Source organism: Pseudomonas sp. C8002 (assembly GCF_013385765.1).
Taxonomy (GTDB): Bacteria; Pseudomonadota; Gammaproteobacteria; order Pseudomonadales; family Pseudomonadaceae; genus Aquipseudomonas.
This window is the reverse complement of record NZ_JACAPJ010000005.1, coordinates 87667-104376: the sequence shown is the minus strand read 5'-3', so window position 1 is coordinate 104376 and position 16710 is coordinate 87667. Positions and strand designations below refer to the sequence as shown.

Genomic DNA, 16710 nt, shown 5'->3' with positions numbered 1-16710 from the left:
CGGTTTTGCGCACCACACACGATCAGGAGTGACCTGTGGAAAAGTTTAAAGGCGCCTTGCTGGTAGGCGCTCTTCGGTTGTTTGCCCTGCTGCCCTGGCGCGCGGTGCAAGCGGTCGGTTCGGCAATTGGCTGGATCATGTGGAAAACCCCCAACCGTTCCCGCGAGACGGTGCGGATCAACCTGTCCAAATGCTTCCCGGACATGGATCCGGCCGAGCGCGAGCGTCTCGTTGGACGCAGCCTGATGGACATCGGCAAGTCCCTGACCGAAAGCGCCTGCGCCTGGATCTGGCCGGCCCAGCGTTCCATCGACCTGGTGCGCGAGGTCGAAGGCCTGGAAGTGCTGCACGAAGCCCTGGCTTCGGGCAAAGGCGTGGTCGGCATCACCAGCCACCTGGGCAACTGGGAAGTGTTGAACCACTTCTATTGCAGCCAGTGCAAACCGATCATTTTCTACCGCCCGCCAAAGCTCAAGGCGGTGGATGACTTGCTGCGCAAACAGCGGGTGCAACTGGGTAACCGCGTGGCGGCGTCCACCAAGGAAGGCATCCTCAGTGTTATCAAGGAAGTGCGCAAAGGCGGCCAGGTGGGGATTCCTGCGGATCCGGAGCCGGCGGAATCGGCCGGGATCTTCGTGCCGTTCTTCGCCACCCAGGCGCTGACCAGCAAGTTCGTGCCGAACATGCTGGCGGGGCACAAGGCGGTCGGGGTGTTCCTGCATGCCCTGCGGCTGCCGGATGGCTCGGGCTACAAAGTGATTCTGGAAGCGGCGCCGGAAGACATGTACAGCACCGACACCGCCACTTCGTGTGCGGCGATGAGCAAGGTGGTGGAGCGCTATGTGGGGGCTTACCCGAGCCAGTACATGTGGAGCATGAAACGCTTCAAGAAACGCCCGCCGGGTGAGGCGCGGTGGTATTAATGTACGGCTGACTCAAGGTTGGCACAAAACAAAATGTGGGAGCGGGCTTGCTCGCGAAGGCGGTGTATCAGACACAAATTCGGTGACTGACACGACGCCTTCGCGAGCAAGCCCGCTCCCACATTGGGTTCTGCTTAAGCTTGGCGGTCGAGTTTCTTCAGGAATACGGTCATTTCCTTTTCGGCCTGCTTGTCGCCATGTGCCAGGGCCGCTTCAATACCCTTCTCCCAAGCTAACCGCGCTGCAGCGTTATCACCCTGCCCCAGCTGCGCCTTGCCCAACAGCTTCCACGCCGCCGAATACTTCGGGTCGAACTCGACGCATTTCTGCAAATGCTCGGCCGCCTTGGCGTTGTCCTTCAGATCAAGATAACCCTTGCCCAAACCAAACCGCAGCAGTGAGTTATCCACACCCTTGGCGAGCATTTTTTCCAGGGATTCGAGCATGTCGGTCACTCCGTTTGATCAGAAAAAGCTCAGGCCCACGTGGAACAGCTTCTCCACATCGCGGATATGTTTTTTATCCACAAGGAACAGAATCACGTGGTCGCCCGTGGCGATCACCGTGTCGTCGTGGGCGATGATCACTTCTTCATCGCGAATGATTGCGCCGATGGTGGTGCCCGGCGGCAGGCCGATATCGCGGATCGCCTTGCCAATCACCTTGCTCGATTTTGAATCACCGTGGGCAATCGCCTCGATGGCTTCCGCCGCACCCCGGCGCAACGAGTGCACACTGACGATATCGCCGCGCCGCACGTGGGCCAGCAAGGTGCCGATGGTCGCCAGTTGCGGGCTGATGGCGATGTCGATATCGCCGCCCTGGATCAGGTCGACGTAGGCCGGGTTGTTGATGATGGTCATCACCTTCTTCGCCCCCAGCCGCTTGGCCAGCAACGACGACATGATGTTGGCTTCGTCATCGTTGGTCAGGGCCAGGAAGATATCGGCGTCGGCGATGTTTTCTTCCAGCAGCAGATCACGATCCGAGGCGCTGCCCTGCAGGACCACGGTGCTGTCGAGGGTGTCGGACAAATACCGGCAGCGTGCCGGATTCATCTCGATGATCTTCACCTGGTAGCGGCTTTCGATGGCCTCGGCCAAGCGCTCACCGATCTGCCCGCCGCCGGCGATGACGATGCGTTTATAGGTCTCATCCAGACGGCGCATTTCGCTCATCACCGCGCGAATGTTCGCTTTGGCGGCGATGAAAAACACCTCGTCGTCAGCCTCGATCACCGTATCGCCCTGGGGCAGAATCGGCCGGTCGCGACGGAAGATCGCCGCCACCCGCGTCTCGACGTTGGGCATGTGCTCGCGCAGCTGGCGCAGTTGCTGGCCCACCAACGGCCCGCCGTAGTAGGCCTTGACCGCCACCAGCTGTGCCTTGCCTTCGGCGAAGTCGATCACCTGCAAGGCGCCCGGGTGTTCGATCAGGCGCTTGATGTAATGGGTCACCACCTGTTCCGGGCTGATCAGCACATCGACCGGGATCGCGTCGTTGTCGAACAGTCCGGCGCGGGTCAGGTAGGCCGCCTCACGCACTCGGGCGATCTTGGTCGGAGTGTGAAACAGGGTGTGGGCGACCTGGCAGGCAACCATGTTGGTCTCGTCACTGTTGGTGACTGCCACCAGCATGTCGGCATCGTCGGCACCGGCCTGGCGCAGCACTGTAGGAAACGAGGCGCGGCCCTGTACGGTACGGATATCCAAACGGTCGCCCAAATCCCGCAGGCGCTCCGCGTCGGTGTCGACCACGGTGATGTCGTTGGCTTCGCTGGCCAAATGCTCGGCCAGCGTACCGCCAACCTGCCCTGCGCCGAGGATGATGATTTTCATCCGGTCACTCCCTTAAAACCATTCAGCCGCGAGCGGCGGCAATCTTGATCAGCTTGGCGTAATAGAACCCGTCGTGGCCGCCTTCCTGGGCCAGCAACTGGCGGCCATGAGGCTGCTTGATCCCGGCCTGGATGTCGAGGTCCAGTTCCCGTGCGCCGCTGGTGCGAGCAAGGAAGGCTTCGATGACTTCAGTGTTTTCGGTAGGCAGCGTCGAGCAGGTGGCGTACAGCAGGATGCCGCCTACTTCGAGGGTCGGCCACAACGCGTCCAGCAACTCGCCTTGCAGCACGGCCAGGGCGGCGATGTCGTCGGGTTGGCGGGTCAGCTTTATGTCCGGGTGGCGGCGGATCACGCCGGTGGCGGAGCACGGTGCGTCCAGCAGGATGCGCTGGAACGGCTTGTCGTCCCACCAGGTGGCGGTGTCGCGGCCGTCGGCGGCGATCAGCTCGGCGCTGAGGCCCAGACGGGCGAGGTTTTCCCGCACACGCACCAGGCGCTTGGCTTCCAGGTCGACGGCGACGACGCCGGCCAGGTCCGCTTGCACTTCCATGATGTGGCAGGTCTTGCCGCCGGGGGCGCAACAGGCGTCCAGTACGCGTTGGCCCGGGGCCAGGTCCAGCAGGTCGGCGGCCAGTTGAGCGGCTTCGTCCTGCACGCTGATCCAGCCTTCGGCGAACCCGGGCAGGTTACGTACATCGCCCGGTTCTGTAAGAACGATGCCGTCCTGGCTGTAGACGCAGGCCGTGGCCGCTACACCGGCTTCGCCAAGCAACGTGAGATAAGCGTCGCGGGTGTGATGACGGCGATTGACCCGCAGGATCATCGGCGGGTGCGCGTTGTTGGCCGCGCAGATGGCTTCCCACTGCTCGGGCCAGAACGCCTTCAGGGATTTTTGCAGCCAGCGCGGGTGGGCGGTGCGCACCACCGGGTCATGTTCCAGCTCGGCCAGCAGCGCTTCGCTTTCGCGCTGGGCGCGGCGCAGCACGGCGTTGAGCAGGGCCTTGGCCCAAGGCTTTTTCAGCTTGTCGGCGCAACCGACGGTTTCGCCGATGGCCGCGTGGGCCGGCACGCGGGTGTAGAGCAGTTGATACAGGCCCACCAGCAGCAGCGCCTCGACATCGGCGTCCGCCGCCTTGAACGGCTTTTGCAGCAGCTTGGCCGCCAGCGCCGATAAACGTGGCTGCCAGCGGGCGGTACCGAAGGCCAGGTCCTGGGTAAAGCCGCGATCGCGGTCTTCGACTTTATCCAGTTGGGTCGGCAACGAACTATTGAGGGAAGCCTTGCCGTTGAGCACGGCGGCCAGGGCCTTGGCGGCGGCCAGACGTGGGTTCATTGCGCGTCCACCGCTTGGCCGAGGACGATGCCAACGGCAAATTTCTCACGGCGGCTGTTGAACAAATCGCTGAAGTTCAGCGCCTTGCCGCCGGGCAATTGCAGACGGGTCAGACACAGCGCCTGTTCACCGCACGCTACCAACAGGCCGTCCTTGCTGGCGCCGATGATCTCGCCGGGGGCGCCCTTGCCTTCGGCCAGGGTGGCGGCCAGTACTTTCAAGGCCTCGCCATTGAGCGTGCTGTGGCAGATCGGCCACGGGTTGAAGGCACGCACCAGACGCTCCAGCTCAACGGCCGGGCGGCTCCAGTCGATGCGGGCTTCATCCTTGTTCAATTTGTGGGCGTAGGTGGCGAGGCTGTCGTCCTGCACTTCACCTTGCAGAGTGCCGGCAGCCAGGCCTGCGATGGCCTGGACGACAGCCGGCGGGCCCATTTCGGCGAGGCGATCATGCAGGCTGCCGCCGGTGTCTTGCCCGGTGATCGGGGTGGTGACTTTCAGCAGCATCGGCCCGGTGTCCAGGCCTGCTTCCATGCGCATCACGGTCACCCCGCTTTGCGCATCACCGGCTTCGACGGCACGCTGGATCGGTGCCGCGCCACGCCAGCGAGGCAGCAGCGAGGCGTGGCTGTTGATGCAGCCCAGGCGCGGGATATCCAGCACAGCCTGGGGCAGGATCAAGCCGTAGGCCACCACCACCAGCAGGTCTGGCTTCAGCGCAGCCAGTTCGGCCTGGGCATCGGCGTTGCGCAGGGTCGGCGGCTGCAGCACCACAATGTTGTTTTCCAGTGCCAGCTGCTTGACCGGGCTGGGCATCAGTTTTTGCCCACGACCGGCCGGGCGATCGGGCTGGGTGTAGACCGCCACGATTTCATAAGGGCTGGCGAGCAGGGCCTTGAGGTGTTCGGCGGCGAATTCGGGGGTGCCGGCAAAAACGATGCGCAGTGGCTCGGTCATGGGAAACGTCTCACAAAAGAAAAAGGCTTGCCGGAGCAAGCCTTTGAAAGAAGGGAATCAAGCTTGCTGGCGATGCTTCTTTTCCAGCTTCTTCTTGATCCGGTCGCGTTTAAGCGTGGACAGGTAATCGACAAACAGCTTGCCGTTGAGGTGGTCGCACTCGTGTTGGATGCACACCGCCAGCAGGCCTTCGGCAATCATCTCGAACGGCTTGCCATCACGGTCCAGGGCCTTGATCTTGACGCGCTGGGGACGGTCGACGTTCTCGTAGAAGTCGGGCACCGACAGGCAGCCTTCCTGGTACTGGCCCATCTCGTCGGTCAGGGTTTCGAACTCAGGGTTGATAAACACCAGGGGCTCGCTGCGGTCTTCGGACAGGTCCATGACCACGACGCGCTGATGCACGTCGACCTGGGTCGCGGCGAGGCCGATACCCGGGGCTTCATACATTGTTTCAAACATGTCATCGACCAACTGACGAACCTTGGCGTCCACTACGGCCACTGGCTTGGCGATGGTGCGCAGGCGTGAGTCCGGAAATTCGAGGATGTTCAAAATAGCCATAAGCGTAATTGCTGCACATGTGAGGTAAAGGCAAGTCGGCGCCGGGGATGGACCCTTGATGTGCCGGAATAAGTGCCGTGGGAAAACGTCCGAAAGCCGCGAAGGCCAAGGCGTTTCACGCGAATGCACATAATAAAGGAGATTCACCCCATGAGGAAATCGCTACTCGTCTTGCTGCTGTGGGCCCAGGCCGTTATTGCCCAGGTTCCCGAGAGCTATCCACAGGCCGGCCAACCGTTGCCGCTTCATACGCAGCAGGCCATCCAGCGCTTTTTACTGCACAACCGCATTCTCGATACCCCCCAGGAACTGGAGCACGCTCCCTATATTGTTGCAGCAGATGCCGGACGAGTATTGGGCGCCGATGGCGAGCGTATTTATGCGCGAGGTGCCCTGGACCCTACCGCCGAAAGCTACGGGATCTTCCGTCGCGGCAAGGCCTATACCGACCCGCAAAGCCAGGAATTGCTGGGTATCAACGTCGACGACATTGGCACCGCACGTTTTGTGACGGTGGGCGATGTCAGCACGTTGGGTGTGCGGCGCGTCACCCAGGAGGTGCGTCCCGGGGATCGTTTGCTCAGCCAGCAAGCGCCCACCGACCTGGCCAGCCTGGTGATTCAGATGCCTGCTCGCGCCACTGCCGGGCACATCATCGACGTGCCACGGGGCGTGACGCAGATCGGCGTGCTGGACGCGGTGACGCTGAACAAGGGCCGTCGTGACGGCCTGACGGAAGGCCATTTGCTGGCCGTGGTGAAAACCGGGGAAACCGTTCGGGACCGAGTAACCGGCGCTCCGGTGAAGATGCCCGACGAGCCGGCCGGGACGCTATTGGTGTTCCGCACCTACGAAAAGCTCAGCTACGGCCTGGTGCTCAGCGCGTCGCGTTCGCTGGCGGTAATGGACCGTTTTGAGGCGCCTGAACGAAGACAATAATTAGGTTGCTAAATAAGTTACCAACAGAGTTATCCACAGCTTGTTCCGATCAAGGACGATCATATGTTACCGACGAATGACCGTGAAATTTCCCCGGCAGAACTGGAAGCCCGACTACGCTTGCACAGGCTGCCGGAACTGGGTCCCAAGGGCTTTAAAAAACTTATCGAGGCCTTTGGTTCTGCGTCAAAAGCCATCAGCGCACCGGCCAGTGCCTGGCGCTCCCTGGGGCTCAAGGTGGCCAGCGCCGATGCCCGGCGTTGCGAGGAAGTACGTGATGGTGCCAGTGCGGCATTGGCCTGGTTGGAGCGTCCGGCCCAGCATTTGCTGATGTGGGACCAACCCGACTACCCGGCATTGCTTGCAGAATTGGATGACGCACCCCCGCTATTATTCGTCGCCGGCAACCCGGCGATTCTGGAGAAAACGCAGCTGGCGATGGTCGGCAGCCGTCGCGCCTCCAGGCCAGGAATGGATACCGCCGCCGCGTTTTCCCGCAGCCTGGCGAGTGCCGGTTTTGTCATCACCAGTGGCCTTGCCCTGGGTATCGACGGTGCTGCTCACCAGGCGGCTTTGGATGTTGGTGGACATACAATCGGCGTGCTGGGCACCGGGCTCGAAAATTTTTATCCACAGCGCCATCGACGCTTGGCCGAGGCGATGATTGCCCAAGGCAGTGCCGTGGTTTCCGAGTTTCCGTTGGACGCCGCGCCCCAGGCCGGCAACTTCCCGCGCCGCAACCGTATTATCAGTGGCCTGTCGCTTGGGGTACTGGTGGTGGAGGCCAGCATGGCCAGCGGTTCGCTGATCACCGCGCGGCTGGCGGCGGAGCAAGGGCGCGAGGTATACGCCATCCCCGGCTCCATCCATCACCCCGGGGCCAAAGGCTGCCATCAACTGATCCGCGATGGCGCGGTGCTGGTGGAAACCATCGAGCACATTCTCGAAAACCTGCGTGGCTGGCAGGCCCTCTCCCGCCCGGCGCCGATTGCGGCCAATCATCCGCTGGTGGCGCTGTTGCACGCGGCGCCCCACACCAGTGAAGCCCTGGCGATTGCCAGTGGCAGGGCCTTGTCCGAGGTGCTGGCCAGCCTGACGGAGCTGGAACTGGAAGGCCGAGTGATCTGCGAAAGCGGGCGCTGGCTTGCGCGCGGCTAGGTTTTGTAACGAAGATCGGTAAACTGCGCAGAGCTTTAGTCCGGAGAGTGAGTAATGGTCAACAGGTGGCGTGTGCGAGAAGCCGCACGAGAAATTCGCGCAGGCGCAGTGATTGCCTATCCAACCGAGGCGGTCTGGGGCCTGGGCTGTGACCCTTGGAACGAAGAAGCGGTGGATCGGTTGCTGGCGATCAAGGGCCGGTCTGTGGATAAGGGGCTGATCCTGATTGCCGACAATATCCGTCAGTTCGATTTTCTCTTCGAAGACTTTCCCGATGAGTGGATGGACCGCATGGCCAGTACCTGGCCTGGCCCGAATACGTGGCTGGTGCCCCATCAGGACTTGCTGCCCGAGTGGATTACCGGGGTGCATGACACGGTGGCGTTGCGGGTGACTGATCATCCGCAAGTGCGGGATCTGTGCTCGCTGGTCGGGCCACTGATTTCCACCTCGGCCAACCCGCAGGGCCGCCCGGCGGCGCGCACGCGGATTCGTGTGGAGCAGTATTTCCGTGGGCAGGTGGATCTGGTATTGGGGGGGAATCTGGGGGGGCGCAAGAACCCGAGTCTGATTCGGGATCTGGCGACGGGTGAGGTTGTGCGGCCTTCCTGAGACCGAGCCGCCTGCTTTCGCGAGCAAGCCCGCTCCCACATTTGACCGAGTCCAACTTTTGGAACGCGGACAAATGTGGGAGCGGCGGTGCGACGATTCGACTTGCTCGCGAAGAGGCCCTCAAAGCCGCTGAAAATCCAACGCCCTATGGCAGCAGAATGGTCGACCCAGTCGTGCGCCGCGCCGACAACTCTGCCTGAGCCTTCGCCGCATCCCCCAACGAAAACCGTTGGTTAATATCAATCTGCAGCTTCCCGCTGATGATCATCGAAAACAGATCATCCGCCATCGCCTGCAGGTTTTCCGGGTTGTTGGCATAGGTCGCCAATGTCGGCCGGGTCACATACAGCGAGCCCTTGGCCGCCAGAATCCCCAGGTTGACCCCATCCACCGCCCCCGAAGCATTACCAAAACTCACCACCAAACCGCGTGGCGCAACGCTATCCAAGGAGGTGAGCCAGGTGTCCTTGCCTACGCCGTCGTACACCACTGGGCACTTCTTGCCGTCAGTCAATTCCAGCACGCGTTGTGCGACATTTTCCTTGCTGTAGTCGATGGTTTCCCAGGCGCCGAGGGATTTGGCCAGCGCCGCTTTTTCCGGCGAACTCACGGTACCGATCAGCTTCACGCCCAAGGCCTTGGCCCATTGGCAAGCCAGGGAGCCGACGCCACCGGCAGCGGCGTGGAACAGAATGGTTTCGCCGCCCTTCAACTCATAGGTCTGGCGCAACAGGTACTGCACCGTCAGGCCCTTGAGCATCGCGCCGGCGGCCTGTTCGAAGCTGATGTCGTCCGGCAGGTGCACCAGGTTGGCAGCCGGCAACACATGCAATTCGCTGTAGGCGCCCAGCGGGCCGCTGCCGTAGGCCACGCGATCGCCGACCTTGAATTGAGTGACTTCGCTGCCCACCGCATCAACCACTCCGGCACCTTCTGCGCCCAGGCCCGACGGCAAGGCCGGTGGTGCATACAGACCGCTGCGGAAATAGGTGTCGATGAAGTTCAGGCCAATGGCCTTGTTCTGCACGCGAACCTGCTGCGGGCCGGGTTCTGCCGGGGTGTAGTCCACATACTCAAGCACTTCGGGGCCGCCATGGGCACGGAACTGGATACGTTTGGCCATCTGCACTCTCCTTAAGTCATTTCGCGTAGCCCCCTATCGGACTCCTAAGCTTGATCTTCGTCAACTGTGGCAGCAGTGGGTGCAGTGGTATCCTGTGCGCCCATTTGCCGCCGATGCCCAATGGCCTCGTGTAGCGTTGCCCGATTCAAGGTGATGTCATGACTACCCGCACCGAGGCTGTCAAAGCCTACCTGCTTGACCTGCAAGACCGCATTTGCAGCGCCCTGGAAACCTTCGAGACGGACACTCGCTTCATCGAAGACGCCTGGACCCGGCCTGCCGGCGGCGGCGGTCGCACCCGTGTGATCGAAAACGGTTCGGTAATCGAGAAAGGCGGCGTTAACTTTTCCCACGTGTTTGGCAGCGGCCTCCCACCGTCCGCCAGTGCCCATCGCCCGGAATTGGCCGGTCGCGGTTTTGAGGCCCTCGGCGTGTCGCTGGTGATCCACCCGCACAACCCGCATGTGCCGACTTCCCACGCCAATGTGCGTTTTTTCATCGCTGAAAAAGAAGGCGAAGAGCCGGTGTGGTGGTTTGGCGGCGGCTTCGACCTGACGCCCTACTACGGCAACGAAGAAGACTGCATCCACTGGCACCGCGTCGCCGAACAGGCCTGCGCGCCGTTTGGCCCGGACGTTTATTCACGCTACAAGGCCTGGTGCGACACCTACTTCCACATCAAGCACCGCAACGAACCGCGTGGCATCGGCGGTTTGTTCTTCGATGATTTGAACGAGTGGGACTTCGACACCAGCTTCGCCTTCATGCGCGCCATCGGCGACGCCTACATCGACGCCTACCTGCCGATCGTCCAGCGCCGCAAGGCCATGGCCTATACCGAGCAGCAGCGCGAGTTCCAGGAATTCCGCCGTGGCCGCTACGTCGAGTTCAACCTGGTCTACGACCGTGGCACTTTGTTTGGCCTGCAATCGGGCGGGCGTACCGAGTCGATCCTGATGTCGCTGCCACCACAAGTGCGCTGGAGCTATGACTGGAAAGCCGCCCCCGACAGCGAAGAAGCGCGCCTAACCGACTACTTCCTGCAAGACCGCGACTGGCTGGGTGTGCTGCCCAAGGCGGCGGTCTGATGGATCGTTATGTCGTCTTCGGCAACCCCATCGGCCACAGCAAGTCGCCGCTGATTCACCGTCTGTTCGCCGAACAGACCGGCGAGCAACTGGACTACAGCACCTTGCTCGCGCCGTTGGAGGATTTCACCGGCTGTGCAAAAGCATTTTTCGCACAAGGCCGTGGCGCCAACGTCACCGTACCGTTCAAGGAAGAGGCCTATCGCCTGGCCAACGCCCTGACCGAACGCGCCCAACGGGCCGGCGCGGTGAATACCCTGAGCAAGCTCGGCGATGGCAGCCTGTTGGGAGACAACACCGACGGCGCCGGCCTGGTGCGGGATTTGACGGTGAATGCCGGGTTCAGCCTGCAAGGCAAACGCATCCTGCTGCTGGGCGCCGGTGGTGCGGTGCGCGGCGCGTTGGAGCCATTGCTGGCTGAGCAGCCGGCTTCGCTGATCATTGCCAATCGCACCGTGGAAAAAGCCGAATTGCTCGCCGAGCTGTTCGACGATCTCGGCCCGGTGTCCGCCAGCGGTTTCGACTGGCTGCGTGAACCGGTGGACCTGATCATCAATGCCACGTCCGCCAGCCTGTCAGGCGATGTACCGCCGATTGCCGGCAGCCTGATCGAACCCGGAAAGACTTTTTGCTACGACATGATGTATGGCAAAGAGCCTACGGCTTTCTGCCGCTGGGCCGGTGAGCAGGGCGCGGCGGTGGCAATGGATGGCCTGGGGATGCTGGTGGAACAGGCCGCGGAAGCGTTCTTCCTGTGGCGCGGTGTGCGCCCGGATTCGGCGCCGGTGCTGGCTGAATTGCGTAGCCAACTGGCCTGACGCAATCCAAATGTGGGAGCGGGCTTGCTCGCGAATGCGGTGGATCAGTCGATACATACGGCGACTGTCACACCGCATTCGCGAGCAAGCCCGCTCCCACAGTTTTAACCGCATTCAGTCTTCGAAATGGATGGGGCATTGGTCGGCCCCTTCCAGTTTCCTCAACTCTTCCACCACCTGTGGCCGGGCCTTGCGCAACGCCAGGCTGCGCCCCACTCCATTCAATCGGCGCGCTTCCTGGTGCAGCATCTCCACCCCGGAATAGTCGATGAAGTTGATCTGCTGCGCCTCGATCACCACCCGCTGGCCGTGCAGGCTTTGCAGCCGCACCTGCAGGTAATGGCTGGCGCCGAAAAAGATCGACCCGCCGACCCGCAGCACATCGTCCTCTCCGTCACGCCATTGCTGGACCCGCGGCTGTGAGGTGCGCTTGAGGTAGAAAAACAGCGACGCCAGCACCCCGGCGTAAATGGCCGTTTGCAACTCCAGCAACAGCGTGGCGATGCAGGTCAGGCTCATCACCACGAACTCTGCGCGGCTGACCCGGAACAGCGCCCGAATACCATGATGGTCGACCAACCCCCAGCAAATCAGCAGGATGCTGGCGGCCATGCTCGGGATCGGGATATGCGCAATCAATGCCGCACCGAACAGCGCGAACAACGCCACCCACAACGCGGAAAACACTCCCGCCAGCGGCGAACAGGCGCCTGCCTCATAACTCAGGCCCGACCGTGTGAAGGAACCCGCCGACAAGTACCCCGAGAAAAATCCACCGACGATGTTGGATAAACCCTGGGCGCGCACTTCCTGATTTGCATCGAGCAATTGTTGGGAGCGGGCCGACAGTGAGCGCGCAATCGACAGGCTGGTCACCAGCCCCAGCATGCCCACCGCCACGGCACTCGGCAGCAGGCGCAGGACCATGTCCAGGTCCATCGGCAGCGGGCTGAACGGTGGCAGCTTGCCGACAAATGAACTGACCCGCGCCACCTCCCCGAACATCGTCGGCCACAGCCACGGGATGAGGCTGCCCAGGGCCAGCGCGATCAACAGGGTTGGCCAGCGCGGTACCCAGAGTTTCAGCAGCACCCCCACCAGCAAGGTGCCGAGCCCGAGCACCAGTGAAGGACGATTCCACTCCCCGGCATGGTTGATCAGCGCCAGCAGACTGTTGATCGCCGTGGCCTGGCTGGGCAGGTCCAGCCCCAGCAGGTTGGGCAGTTGGCCCAGGGCGATCACCACCGCAGCGCCGAGGGTGAAGCCGAGCACCACTGAATGCGAGACGAAATTCACCAGGGCGCCGAAGCGCAGCATACCCAACAGCCATTGGAAGACGCCGGCCAGGAATGTCAGCAACAGGATGAGTGTGATGTAGTCCTGGGAGCCGGGCACGGCCAACGGGCTGACGCTGGCGTAGAGCACGATAGAGATGGCTGCCGTGGGGCCGCAGATCAGGTGCCAGGAAGAGCCCCACAAGCAGGCGATCAATACCGGGATGATCGCGGCGTACAGGCCGTACTCCGGTGGGAGACCGGCGATCAGCGCGTAGGCAATGGACTGGGGTAATGCCAGGACTGCACCGCTCAGGCCGACGACCGCGTCCCTTCCGACGCTGGCGCGGGTTTGGCGCGGGAGCCAGCTGAGGAAGGGAAAGAGTGTATGGCGGTTGGGCCAGGGCATTGGAAACTCGGTTGAAGAGGTTTGAATCAGAGTATCAGGCTCATGATGATCGTTCCCACGCTCTGCGTGGGAATGCCGTCTTGGACGCTCTGCGTCCGCTCTTGAGTCGTGACGCGCAGCGTCACCGGATGCGTTCCCACGCAGAGCGTGGGAACGATCAGTGCATCAGAGTTTGGCTTTTACAGCGGCCAGTGCATCCTGGCCGTCCACGGTTTTAACCCCGTCCAGCCACTTGTCCAGCACCGCCGGGTTCGCCTTGATCCACGCCTTCGCCGCGTCCGCATTACTGACCTTCTTGTTCACCACCTCAGCCATGATGGCGTTCTCCATCTCCTGGGTGAAACTCAGGTTGGTCAGCAATTTCCCCACATTCGGGCACGCTTGTGCATAGCCCTTGCGGGTCAACGTATACACGCTGCCGGTGTCACCAAAGTACTTCTCCCCACCCTTGAGGTAATGCATCTTCAACTGCACGTTCATCGGGTGCGGCGTCCAGCCGAGGAAGGTCACGAACTTCTGCTTCTTCACCGCCCGGGACACTTCGGCCAGCATCGCCTGTTCACTGGACTCGATCAGCTTCCACTGGCCCAAGTCAAAGTCGTTCTTCTTGATGATTTCCTGCAACGAGAGATTCGCCGGCGCACCCGAACCGATGCCGTAGATCTTCTTGTCGAACTTGTCGGCAAACTTGTTCAGGTCGGCAAAGTCATGCACCCCGGCGTCCCAGACATAGTCCGGCACGGCCAGGGTGAATTCGGTACCGTCGAGGTTCTTCGCCAGTTGCACCACATCGCCATTGGCCACGAACTTGTCGTAGAAGCCTTGCTGCGCCGGCATCCAGTTACCCAGGAACACATCCACCTGGCCGTCCTTGAGCCCGCCAAAGGTGATCGGCACCGCAAGGGTGTCGACCTTGGCCTTGTAGCCCATGCCGTTCAACAGGAAACCGGTAATGGCATTGGTGGCGGCGATATCGCTCCAGCCCGGATCGGCCATCTTCACGGTGTCGCAGCTGGTGTCCGCGTAGACGCCGGCACTGCTCAATGCCAGCAGCGCAACGCTCAACACGGTGGATAACTTTTGCATGGCCTTCCCCTCAGTTTTATTGGTTTTGGCAGGGTTGTGGAAAACGTGCCTTGCGCTCCAGATCGTCGAGGTCGATGTGGTTGCGCATGTATTGCTGACTGGCGTCTACCAGTGGCTGGTGGTCCCAGCTCTTCAGCTTGCCCTGGGTCAGCGCCTCGAACACCAGGCGGCGACGGCGTTGGCTGGCGAGCACCTGCTGGTGGATCGCCGGGATGTCCCATTTGGCCCGCGCTTCATGCAAAAACGCCTCGAACAGTGGCCGGTGTTCCGGTGACTGGCTGAGGTCCTCCCGCTCGTGCGGGTCGTTGTGCACATCGAACAGCAGGCACGGATCGTCCTCACTGTAGATGAACTTGTAGGCACCACGGCGGATCATCATCAGCGGGCTGATGGTGCCCTCGGCCATGTACTCACCGAACACTTCGTCGTGCCCGCCCTGCCCTTGCAGGTGAGACACCAGCGAGCGGCCGTCCAGCGCCAGCCTCGGGTCCAGCTCGCCGCCGGCCAGTTCCACCAGGGTAGGCAGCAGGTCGGCGGTGGACACGGCGGCGGTCACCCGGCCGGCGGCAAACTGCCCCGGCGCGCTGATCAGCAGCGGCACCCGGGCGGCCATTTCAAACCAGTGCATTTTGTACCAGAGCCCGCGTTCGCCGAGCATGTCGCCGTGGTCGCCGGAGAAGATGATGATGGTGTCATCGGCCAGGCCCGTGTCTTCCAGGGTTTGCAGGAGCTTGCCGACGTTGCTGTCAATGTAGCTGCACGCGCCGAAGTAGGCGCGGCGTGCATCGCGGATCTTGTTCAGCGGCAGCGGCTTGTCCCACAGGTCATAGACCTTGAGCAGGCGCTGGGAGTGAGGGTCGAGGTCAGCCTGTGGCGGTGTTGCAGGCAGCGGGATGTCGTTGTCGTCGTACAGGTCCCAGAACGGCTTGGGAATCGTGTACGGGTCGTGTGGGTGAGTCATCGACACGGTCAGGCAGAACGGCTGGTCGCCATCTTCGCGGATATGGTCGAACAGGTACTGCTGGGCCTTGAACACCACCTCTTCGTCGAAATCCAGCTGGTTGGTGCGCACGCACGGCCCGGCCTGCAGCACCGACGCCATGTTGTGGTACCAGGAGGGGCGCACGTCCGGCTCATCCCAGTTCACCGCCCAGCCATAGTCGGCGGGGTAGATGTCACTGGTCAGGCGTTCTTCATAACCGTGGAGCTGGTCGGGGCCGCAAAAATGCATCTTGCCCGACAGCGCGGTGCGGTAGCCGAGGCGGCGCAGGTAGTGGGCATAGGTCGGCACGTCGGCGGGGAAATCGGCCGCGTTGTCGTAGGCGCCGATCTTGCTCGGCAACTGGCCACTCACCAGGGTAAAGCGTGATGGTGCACACAGCGGGCTGTTGCAATAGGCGGCATCGAACACCACACCCTCGGCGGCGAGACGGCTCAGGTTCGGCAGTTTGATAGGCGAAGGACCGTAGAACGGAAGCATCGGCGCGGCCATTTGATCGGCCATGATAAAAAGAATGTTCTTGCGCTTCATGGTTTTCGCGGCATTCCATAGTCGATGTTTATGCGAATGAGCATGCAGGCCATGGAAATCGTGGTAAAGCCCATGAGAAGCAATGTCTAGGATAAGCCCAGCTTATGTATGAATCCCTCGGTCACCTGTCACTCGACCTGCTGCGTGCCTTTGAATCCGCAGCGCGCCAACGCAGCTTTACGGCAGCGGCGATGGAGTTGGGCACCACCCAGCCGGCCATCAGCCAGCAGATCAAGCGCCTGGAAGAACAACTGAAGGTGCGCCTGTTTGATCGCATCTACCGTGGCATCGAGCTGACCGACGCGGGCGCCTTGTTATTCGAGCAGGTACAGGCCGGTTTGCAGAGCATCAACCAGGGCCTGAGCGCGATTGCCGAGCAGGACCAGCATGAAGTCCTGCAGGTGGCGACCGACTTTGCCTTCGCCGCGTATTGGCTGATGCCACGCCTGCATCGTTTCCATGAAGCCAACCCGCAGGTGGACGTGAGCCTGGTCACCAGCGAGCGTAACCACGCCACGTTGCGCAGCGATATCGACGTAGCGGTGCTGTTCGGTGACGGCCGCTTCAAACAGGGCGACAGCCTGTGGCTGTTCAACGAGGAAGTGTTCCCGGTGTGCAGCCCGCAGCTACTCCAGGACCGAGTCGCGCCACTGTCGGTGCAGAGCCTGCTGGAGTTCCCCTTGCTGCACCTGCGCCAGCAAAACAACAACCAGTGGTTCGACTGGAGCGGGGTGTTTCGCGAACTGGGCATCACCACCGCGCCCACCCCGGGCCAACTGCGTTTCGACAATTACACGCTGTTGATCCAGGCCGCGATCGCGGGCCAGGGCGTGGCCATCGGCTGGCGTCACCTTGTGGATAACCTGCTGGAGCAAAAATGGCTGTGCCGGCCGATTGGCGACACGGTGATCTCGCGCTTCGGCTATTACGTGGTGCTGCCCCAGCGCAAACGCCGCAGCCAGTTGATCGAGCGTTTCGTCGACTGGCTGATGACCGAACAGGCCAGCAGCGCACAATCGCTGACCGGTCTGGCCCTGCCGTCCATTGCGGTCTAGGAT

Annotated in this window: 16 protein-coding genes; 7 read left to right on the top strand and 9 right to left on the bottom strand. The window is 62.0% G+C overall.

Translation table 11 applies throughout. The annotated features are described in order from the left end of the window. The first annotated feature begins 35 nt into the window (after positions 1-35). Positions 36-923: a lysophospholipid acyltransferase gene (locus HX814_RS07110; protein ID WP_003213605.1), complete on the top strand. Its 888-nt coding sequence runs from the start codon at positions 36-38 to the stop codon at positions 921-923. Between the two features lie 134 nt (positions 924-1057). On the opposite strand, the gene HX814_RS07105 is transcribed toward HX814_RS07110, so the two are convergent. The 5 genes from HX814_RS07105 to def are packed head-to-tail and all read right to left on the bottom strand — an operon-like array spanning position 1058 to position 5614. After that, positions 1058-1369, bottom strand: a complete 312-nt coding sequence (locus HX814_RS07105; protein WP_003213608.1) for a lipopolysaccharide assembly protein LapB — start codon at positions 1367-1369, stop codon at positions 1058-1060. Between the two features lie 18 nt (positions 1370-1387). Next, complete coding sequence (gene trkA / locus HX814_RS07100; protein ID WP_003213611.1) at positions 1388-2761, bottom strand: Trk system potassium transporter TrkA; 1374 nt, start codon at positions 2759-2761, stop codon at positions 1388-1390. A gap of 22 nt (positions 2762-2783) precedes the next feature. Continuing rightward, positions 2784-4094, bottom strand: coding sequence for a 16S rRNA (cytosine(967)-C(5))-methyltransferase RsmB (rsmB, locus tag HX814_RS07095; protein ID WP_177009014.1), 1311 nt, complete (start codon positions 4092-4094; stop codon positions 2784-2786). Next, entirely contained in the window at positions 4091-5050 is a 960-nt protein-coding gene (gene fmt, locus HX814_RS07090; RefSeq protein WP_003213615.1) for a methionyl-tRNA formyltransferase, read from the bottom strand. Before fmt ends, rsmB begins: the two co-directional genes overlap by 4 nt. Positions 5051-5107: 57 nt before the next feature. Further along, positions 5108-5614 (bottom strand): peptide deformylase, encoded by a 507-nt coding sequence (gene def / locus HX814_RS07085; protein ID WP_003213617.1) that lies wholly within the window; start codon positions 5612-5614, stop codon positions 5108-5110. Positions 5615-5764: 150 nt separating this feature from the next. Here def and HX814_RS07080 point away from each other — a divergent pair, with 150 nt between their 5' ends. From HX814_RS07080 to HX814_RS07070, 3 genes are all read left to right on the top strand, one after another. Continuing rightward, complete coding sequence (locus HX814_RS07080) at positions 5765-6553, top strand: peptidoglycan-binding protein (protein WP_177009013.1); 789 nt, start codon at positions 5765-5767, stop codon at positions 6551-6553. A gap of 63 nt (positions 6554-6616) precedes the next feature. After that, a complete protein-coding gene (gene dprA, locus HX814_RS07075) occupies positions 6617-7711 on the top strand; it encodes a DNA-processing protein DprA (RefSeq protein WP_177009012.1) in 1095 nt (364 codons plus the stop codon). 54 nt (positions 7712-7765) lie between these two features. Beyond that, positions 7766-8323: an L-threonylcarbamoyladenylate synthase gene (locus HX814_RS07070; RefSeq protein WP_003213622.1), complete on the top strand. Its 558-nt coding sequence runs from the start codon at positions 7766-7768 to the stop codon at positions 8321-8323. Between the two features lie 145 nt (positions 8324-8468). Here HX814_RS07070 and HX814_RS07065 read toward each other — a convergent pair whose 3' ends face one another. Further along, positions 8469-9446 (bottom strand): NADPH:quinone reductase, encoded by a 978-nt coding sequence (locus tag HX814_RS07065; RefSeq protein ID WP_008439566.1) that lies wholly within the window; start codon positions 9444-9446, stop codon positions 8469-8471. Positions 9447-9604: 158 nt separating this feature from the next. Here HX814_RS07065 and hemF point away from each other — a divergent pair, with 158 nt between their 5' ends. Further along, positions 9605-10534 (top strand): oxygen-dependent coproporphyrinogen oxidase, encoded by a 930-nt coding sequence (gene hemF, locus HX814_RS07060; protein ID WP_003213625.1) that lies wholly within the window; start codon positions 9605-9607, stop codon positions 10532-10534. Beyond that, a complete protein-coding gene (aroE, locus tag HX814_RS07055; protein WP_134325487.1) occupies positions 10534-11352 on the top strand; it encodes a shikimate dehydrogenase in 819 nt (272 codons plus the stop codon). Before hemF ends, aroE begins: the two co-directional genes overlap by 1 nt. Positions 11353-11466: 114 nt before the next feature. Here the strand turns inward: aroE and HX814_RS07050 are convergent, their stop codons facing one another. From HX814_RS07050 to betC, 3 genes are all read right to left on the bottom strand, one after another. Beyond that, positions 11467-13035 carry a SulP family inorganic anion transporter gene (locus HX814_RS07050; protein ID WP_177015386.1) on the bottom strand — a complete coding sequence of 523 codons (1569 nt, stop codon included), beginning with the start codon at positions 13033-13035 and terminating at the stop codon, positions 11467-11469. Between the two features lie 165 nt (positions 13036-13200). Continuing rightward, positions 13201-14121, bottom strand: a complete 921-nt coding sequence (gene choX, locus HX814_RS07045) for a choline ABC transporter substrate-binding protein (protein ID WP_102604433.1) — start codon at positions 14119-14121, stop codon at positions 13201-13203. A gap of 16 nt (positions 14122-14137) precedes the next feature. Beyond that, entirely contained in the window at positions 14138-15652 is a 1515-nt protein-coding gene (gene betC / locus HX814_RS07040) for a choline-sulfatase (protein WP_008439571.1), read from the bottom strand. 104 nt (positions 15653-15756) lie between these two features. Between betC and HX814_RS07035 the strand changes: the two genes are divergently transcribed. Next, complete coding sequence (locus HX814_RS07035) at positions 15757-16707, top strand: LysR family transcriptional regulator (protein WP_008439576.1); 951 nt, start codon at positions 15757-15759, stop codon at positions 16705-16707. The last annotated feature ends 3 nt before the right edge of the window (positions 16708-16710 follow it).